The following is a 7314-nucleotide window of genomic DNA, read 5'->3' as shown; positions in this document are numbered from 1 at the left end:
CATCTCGTTCCTTTTGTTAAAAAAGAAATAGTTCCAGTTGTAATATGCAAAATTCAATGTTGCTTTCATATTGAGTCTGCTAAAGTAGCTAATAAATTTAAAAAACAAAATGTAAAGACTATTTTTTAATTGAAATCGATTACGAAATAGTTATTTTTACAAAAAATCTACGAGCTTTATGTCTATTGAAGTTGAAAATATTACAAAAATTTACGGTTCGCAAAAAGCACTGAACAACATTTCCTTTAAGGTGAATAAACCGGAAATTGTTGGGTTCCTAGGTCCAAATGGAGCAGGAAAATCGACAATGATGAAGATTTTAACCACCTATATCGAAGCTTCTAATGGACAAGCTAAGGTGAATGATTTTGATGTAATCACTAACAAGCAAAAGGTGCAACAAAGCGTTGGGTATTTACCAGAACACAATCCGTTGTATTTGGAACAATATGTTAGGGAATATTTGGCTTTTAATGCAAACGTTTATGGTGTAGATGAACAACGTATCGAAGAAGTAATTACCTTAACTGGATTAACTCCTGAATCTCATAAAAAAATTGGGCAACTTTCTAAAGGTTACAGGCAGCGGGTAGGTTTAGCAAATGCATTATTGCACAATCCAGAAGTATTGATTTTAGATGAACCTACAACAGGTTTAGACCCAAATCAATTGGTAGAAATTAGAAGGTTGATTAAAGATATAGGGAAAGAAAAAACAGTGTTTCTATCCACCCATATCATGCAGGAAGTGGAAGCTATGTGCGACCGAGTCATCATCATCAATAAAGGTGAAATTGTTGCCGATAAAAAACTCAAGGAACTTCGTGATGGCCAAGAACAAATTGTTGTTGTTGAATTTGATTATCGCATTGAAGACGCCTTTTTAATGAATTTACCCAATGCACAACAAGTAGTAAATACACACGATTTTATTTATGAAATCACTTTTTCTACCACTGAAGATATGCGTTCTCATGTGTTTGATTTCGCACATGACAATCAGTTGAAAATCCTACAGTTAAACCAGAAGAATGTAAGTTTGGAGAGTTTGTTTCGGGAGTTGACTAAATAAATGATTTTCTACTATTGCACAGAGGAAACACAGAGATTCGCAGAGCGATTTTCTCTTATTCAAAAATAAGCTGCCCTTTATAAAGTTGTTCTATTTCTACTATTGGTGGATTGTTTTTAGAAATTAAATTTCCTACGCCACGCAAAACACCTTTTAAAACTTGCTGCGGATTTACAATCATGTCGTTGCTTCCTCTATGGGAAATTGTTACATTTTGAGCGATTAGATTTGCGCCTTCAAAACGTCCGGTTCCAGAATAAAAACCCACGGTTAAGTTAATTGTTTCCCCAGAAATATAAAAAGAAGATAAATTATTAGAGGTAATACTTAAATTATTGACCTGAACTTCTAGCCTAAAATCGCCCATAGTAAAATCTCCTTCAGCCACAAAGTCCTCCGAAAGCAAGCTTAAATTATTATAACTTAAAACTCCATCGGATAAGATATCATATTGCGTGGAACTTCTAATTTGAGAAATGTTTGGTGCCGAAACATAAATTTTGGTAGGCACATAATCCCTAACATAATTGCACGAATTATTATCCACGACACGTAATTGATTATTTACTACAACTACCTCCACATCGTTTAATAAATTCTTTCCTGTTTCTACCAAAACCTTGGTTTCTGGTGCTTCTTTTAAAATCAATTCAATGTTTCTGTTTACGAATATTTGTTCAAAATCTGCAACATCAATTTCCTGAATAATGATCTCTCCCGATTTCTGAAAACAGTCGATGGCATCTTCGCTATCGCAAGAAAATAAACATCCTAAAACAAATATGAATAACAGTTTTTTCATTTTTTATAATCTAATTCCAACCCCAAACTCTACAGCTTCCGCTTTAGCTCCATGAGATTTCAATGTTAATGCGGCAAACCATTTTTCACCAAAATAACGTTTTGCACCAATTCTAAGATACGTTCTTCCTTCAAAATCGTATGGATAATATACATAATATCCGAATTGAGTAATTACAGACAATTTATTGATGAACAATTCGTGTCCAGCAAAAATCCCGACCCGCTTATAGTCTTCGTCTCCCGAAACATTTTCTTCTGGAAATGAAACCGATTTATAATATATCAATTCCTTCAAAAACATAGAAAAAAACACATCTGTTCCAAAGTGTACAGCACTTTTATGCGACAAACGTTTATCGGCATAGGCAGAAAGTATATAAAACGGATATTGCCCACTGCCAATAACATCACTTTCATTAACACCAGTTCTAAAAACGAAATTGTACTTTACGGGTTCTGTAAATTTTTCTTTGGTGATGGTTTTAATATATTCAGGATCTGCTTCATCCAAATTATAAGTTAATCCCACATTAAAAGCAATGGTGTTGACACTTGTATTTGGTGCTTTTACATTGGCATTGGAATAATGCAAGAGCGAAAAACCGGCTTGAATTCCAAATCTATCAAATATTCTTTCTTTCTTATAATTAAGCATCAAATAGGTGGCACTTAAAATACTCGAGCCAAAAGCTACGTTTTTATGGTTTTCTACTTTATCGTAAGGGTTGGTAGTATAAGCCAAACCTTGACCAATACGCAATATGATATGACGTTTTAAGAAGTAAAAGTTATAATGAGCGTAAACTGAATAATTCGTGCCTAAAACATCGTTTTTTAAATCTTGATAAGCAAACGAAGCCCCCCAATCTGGATAACCATAGCGTTGTTCCCAGTCTTTTTCTCCAAAGGTTTTTTTATTCCAACTTAAAATGAACCCTTCAGGATGTCCATCAATTAAATGAAGGATATCGTTGTTATGCAGAGCAATATTTCCTGAAAAATAATTAGCATCGAAATACGATTTTGTTTGCTTTTCTTGAGAAAAAACAATTCCAAAACTAAAACATAAAAAGTAGGTTACTAATTGCCTCATTAATTTCAAATATGAAGCAAAAATAGCAGAATATTTAAAATACCCGCGATGCTATGGCTTTTATATTATCACTTTTCCTGAATGTAAGGAACTTTAAAAAATTCAATCCTTTTTAATTGTTGTTTTTTGCCAATCTTAAAATGTCTCCAAATACACCTCTAGCCGTAACCTCTTTTCCAGCGCCAGCACCTTGTATAACCAGTGGTCTTTCGCCATAAGATTCTGTAAATATTTCGAAAATAGCATCCGAGCCTTTTAGAGATCCTAATGGTGAGTTTTTAGGCACAGAAACTAATTGTACGTTTAATTGACCTTTGCTTTGGAATAAATCGCCCGACAAATCGCCAATATACCTCAATACGTGATCTGGTTCTTGTGCTTCTTTTTTACTTTGAAAAGTTTCATTAAGAGCTTCTAAATTTCCCAAAAACTCAGAGGCTGAAATGTTTCTAAACGCTTCTGAAATGAGATTTTCTATCTGAATGTCTTCAAATTCATTTTCTAGATCTAATTCTCGCGCAAGAATCAGTAATTTCCTGGCCACGTCGTTGCCACATAAATCTTCTCTTGGATCTGGTTCTGTATAACCTTTATCGATTGCCTCTTGTAAAATTTCTGAAAACGCTCTGTTTTCTGAAGAAAAGGCATTAAATAAATAACTTAATGATCCGGAAAAAACACCTCTTATTCTTGTGATGTTTTCGCCCGATTCGTGCAATAATTTAATGGTATCTATTAAAGGCAATCCAGCGCCCACATTAGTTTCGTATAGATATTCCTTCTTGTTTTTAGCTAGTTTCTCTCTTAATATTTTATAAAAACTATGAGAAACCGTATTGGCTATTTTGTTTGAAGAAACCAAATCGAATCCAGCTTCTACCAAGGGAATGTAATTATCAATAAAAGTAGCATTGGCCGTATTATCCACTGCTATAAGATTTTCTAAATGATGCTTTCTCGCAAAGTCAATAACTGCTTGGGAAGAACTGCTTCCAACGCCATTAATTTCTAAATCCTGTTTCCAATTTTCGTTTATTCCCGAAGCATTCAGCAGCACCTGTTTCGAATTTGCAATAGCAAATACACGTAGTTGAATGTTTCTACGTTTTAAAACAGCAGCTGCATTTTCTAGAATTTGATCGATTAAAGTACCACCAACCAAACCTTTTCCGAAGATGGCTATATTTATTTTTTTTGCCACCCCAAATACTTGGCCATGAATAACGTTAAGTGCTTTATGTAATTGATTTTTCCGAACGACCAAGCTCACATTTTTCCCAGAAATCGTATTGTTGAATAATAAAGGAACGATTTGGTTTTTTATAAGCGAATTATAGGGTTGATGAAATTTACTTAAATCCAGTCCAATGATAGAAATGACTGAAACATCATCAATAATTGAAATTTTATGGACGTCTTTGGTATAAAAATCAGTTTCAAACTCCTGCTCTAGAGCTGCAACAGCATCGTTGGCTCGATTGGCTGCTACAATAAAACCAATACCACGCTCTGAGGAGCCTTGAGCAATAATACTAACACTAATTTGATGTGTGCTTAAGGTTTTAAATATCCTGGCATCTACGCCCACCTTACCTAAAAGTCCGCGGCCTTCAAAATTTATTAAGGACACATTATCTAAAACTGAAAGCGATTTTATGCCCTCGGCTGTTACTTTTGAAGTGATTAAGGTTCCTTTGTCTTCAGAGTTAAACGTGTTTAAAATACGCAGATTGATGTTTTTTTCAATAAGTGGAACAATGGTTTTAGCATGTAAAATAGTCATTCCAAAATTAGCTAGTTCATTCGCTTCCCCATAAGATAGATGATCAATTTTTTTGGCATCGGCCACTAAATCCGGATTGGCTGTGTAAATTCCGTTTACATGGGTGTAACTCTCCAACTCTTCCGCATCCAAATAATTTGCTAGTAAAGAGGCCGTATAATTACTTCCGTTACGTCCTAAAGTAGTAGTTTGGTCTTTTAAATTCGATGCAATAAACCCAGAAACAATGTGTACGGTATCTCCATTATATTTTTGAAAATGTGCTTTCACATTCTTCTCAGAGATAGCTAAAATAGGCTGCGCATCTCCAAAATTTTCATCTGTTTTTATTAAAATCCTAGCGTCTGTAGCATGTGCTTTTATTTGACGCTTGTGTAATAATTGCGTTACCATTTTTGTTGCTAGCAATTCGCCATGGGCTAAAACCTCATCCTTAATTCTTTCACTGTAATCTTCAAGTAAACTTACGCCTTCTAAAAGGGTATCCAATTTTAAAAATTCTTTAGAAAAATCTATGGATTTTAAAGGTTCAGTTTGATAGATTTTAAATGCTTCCAATGACTCCTTATACCCTTTATTGGCAGCCGCCTTTTCAAGAATGACTTCTAATTCGTTGGTGGCATTTCCTCTTGCAGAAACAACAACTGCTATATTTTGTTTATCTTTTACTTTAGTTTCTATAATGGAAAGCACGGTTTCTAATCCGTTTCCGTTGGCTAAAGATTTCCCTCCAAACTTTAATACCTTCATTCTATTTATTTTTGTTTCAGGTTTAAAAATTCCTGAGATAATTTTTTCTAATTGTTCGTATTCTATTAAAAATGCATCGTGACCGTGAATGGAATGGATTTCATTATATGTTACATTTGGATGGATTAACGCCAAATGTTTTTGTGTTTCTCGATTTTCTTCAGCAGTAAAAAATAAATCCGAATCGACACCTATAATATGGATGTTGGCTTGAATGCCATCTAAAATGTCTAAACTGTGTTCTCCACCCTTGGTAACATCTATGGTTTTCAGCAATTGATTCATTAATTTATAAGATGCCAATTGGTAGCGTTCTTGTAATTTTTTACCATGATGAAGCAACCAACTTTCCACATTAAAAATCTGCAAGTCGATATTTTTAGTTCGTTGAAAACGATCTTTAAACGAAGCTGGCGTTCTATAACACAACATGGCGTGCATCCGTGCGTCGTGAACCGGATTACTGGAATTTACTAAAAACTGTTCTTGGATTTGACAATTGGCAATAAGCCAATCGGTGGCTTTCCAATCGGTCGCTACTGGTATAAAATGTCGGGCTAAATCTGGTTTTAAGACTAACATTTCCCAAGCAATCCCACCACCTAAAGAGCCGCCAATAATAGCAAACAACTTATAGATTTTAAGTGCTTTTAATCCTTCTAAAAAAAGCGCTGCAATATCTTTAGCAACAAAATTTTTGTAGTCTTCAATGATAAAATCATCATAGCCATTTCCCGGTATATTAAAAGCTAGAATGGTATATATATTGGTATCGATAACTTTAGTTGTTCCAATAAGGTCTTTCCACCAACCATCTGGACCCGACACATTACTATTTCCAGTAAGCGCATGGTTAACAAGTACAATTGGTGCTGTACCCAAAGGTTTACCAAACAATTGGTAAGACAATTTTAAAGAAATTGCCTTACCAATTTCTAAATTGAAATTTGGAATATGGATGTATTTTAGTTTTGACATGTATTAAATGGCATATTGTTTTTCAACTTCAAGACTTACTGGAGTAACATTCAATAAATTATCCTTAACTGGACATCTTTCTTGAACTATTTTTAACCAAGTTACCAGTGTTTCGATAGATGCTTCTGTTTCTGGAATTAGCTTTAAACTAATTTCCTTGAATCCTGCTCTATCCTCATTTGAAGTTCCAAATAATTTATTGGGGTTTATATTTCCTTCTACTTCAATTTTTAATGTATTAATTGTAAACCCCAATTCTTTTGCTACTAAATGCCCAACTACATTTACGCATCCTGCTAAGCCGGCTAAAATATATTCTACAGGATTTGCATTTTCATCAGTACCACCTAAATCTTCTGGTTCGTCTATAATTAATTTAAAATTCCTTGTTTTTGCAATGAATTTTGCTGGAGATGCACTTTCTCCGTGTACTTTAAATATTAAATCGCTCATAATAGTGTCTATAAAAATTTAATTAATCTTGTAAAACCTCTTCTTTAATGGCTTTAAAAGCAGCTTTTAGATCTTCTTTCAAATCATCTACATCTTCAATTCCAACAGACAATCTGATTAAATCCTGGGAAACCCCTGCACTTGTTTGCGATGCTTCATCTAACTGTTGATGGGTTGTACTTGCCGGATGAATAATTAGGGATTTTGTATCGCCAATATTTGCCAATAATGAAAATAATTTGGTGGAATCCACAATTTTTTTAGCTGCATCAAAACCTCCTTTTACACCAAAAGTCACCAAACCACTTTGGCCTTTTGGCAAGTATTTTTTGGCCAAGTCATAGTATTCACTAGTTTTTAAACCTGGATAATTAACCCAAG

Annotated in this window: 6 protein-coding genes; 1 reads left to right on the top strand and 5 read right to left on the bottom strand. The window is 34.1% G+C overall.

Going from position 1 to position 7314, the window contains the following annotated elements; genetic code table 11:
• Positions 1-178 precede the first annotated feature (178 nt).
• Positions 179-1072: a gliding motility-associated ABC transporter ATP-binding subunit GldA gene (gldA, locus tag VKY47_RS01545; RefSeq protein WP_324309800.1), complete on the top strand. Its 894-nt coding sequence runs from the start codon at positions 179-181 to the stop codon at positions 1070-1072.
• Between the two features lie 55 nt (positions 1073-1127).
• Here gldA and VKY47_RS01540 read toward each other — a convergent pair whose 3' ends face one another.
• The 5 genes from VKY47_RS01540 to VKY47_RS01520 all read right to left on the bottom strand — a co-directional run.
• The gene (locus VKY47_RS01540) at positions 1128-1874 is read right to left on the bottom strand and encodes a head GIN domain-containing protein (RefSeq protein ID WP_324309799.1); all 747 of its coding nucleotides are present in this window, start codon (positions 1872-1874) and stop codon (positions 1128-1130) included.
• Positions 1875-1877: 3 nt separating this feature from the next.
• Entirely contained in the window at positions 1878-2969 is a 1092-nt protein-coding gene (locus tag VKY47_RS01535; protein ID WP_324309797.1) for an acyloxyacyl hydrolase, read from the bottom strand.
• Positions 2970-3081: 112 nt separating this feature from the next.
• Positions 3082-6480 carry a bifunctional aspartate kinase/homoserine dehydrogenase I gene (gene thrA / locus VKY47_RS01530; protein WP_324309795.1) on the bottom strand — a complete coding sequence of 1133 codons (3399 nt, stop codon included), beginning with the start codon at positions 6478-6480 and terminating at the stop codon, positions 3082-3084.
• Positions 6481-6483: 3 nt separating this feature from the next.
• Positions 6484-6933 (bottom strand): OsmC family protein, encoded by a 450-nt coding sequence (locus VKY47_RS01525; RefSeq protein WP_324309793.1) that lies wholly within the window; start codon positions 6931-6933, stop codon positions 6484-6486.
• A 22-nt stretch (positions 6934-6955) separates the two neighbouring features.
• Positions 6956-7314, bottom strand: a 359-nt coding sequence (locus VKY47_RS01520) for a PLP-dependent transferase (RefSeq protein ID WP_324309791.1), incomplete at its 5' end; no start/stop codon positions are given.

This window comes from Xanthomarina sp. (assembly GCF_035306705.1).
Taxonomy (GTDB): Bacteria; Bacteroidota; Bacteroidia; order Flavobacteriales; family Flavobacteriaceae; genus Xanthomarina.
The sequence above is the reverse complement of the archived record's forward strand: the minus strand, read 5'-3'. Positions and strand labels throughout refer to the sequence as shown.

Coding starts and splice junctions, on each gene's coding strand:
- thrA (WP_324309795.1), bottom strand. CDS start 6,480: ATGTCAAAACTAAAATACATCCATATTCCAAATTTCAATTTAGAAATT.
- VKY47_RS01535 (WP_324309797.1), bottom strand. CDS start 2,969: ATGAGGCAATTAGTAACCTACTTTTTATGTTTTAGTTTTGGAATTGTT.
- gldA (WP_324309800.1), top strand. CDS start 179: ATGTCTATTGAAGTTGAAAATATTACAAAAATTTACGGTTCGCAAAAA.
- VKY47_RS01525 (WP_324309793.1), bottom strand. CDS start 6,933: ATGAGCGATTTAATATTTAAAGTACACGGAGAAAGTGCATCTCCAGCA.
- VKY47_RS01540 (WP_324309799.1), bottom strand. CDS start 1,874: ATGAAAAAACTGTTATTCATATTTGTTTTAGGATGTTTATTTTCTTGC.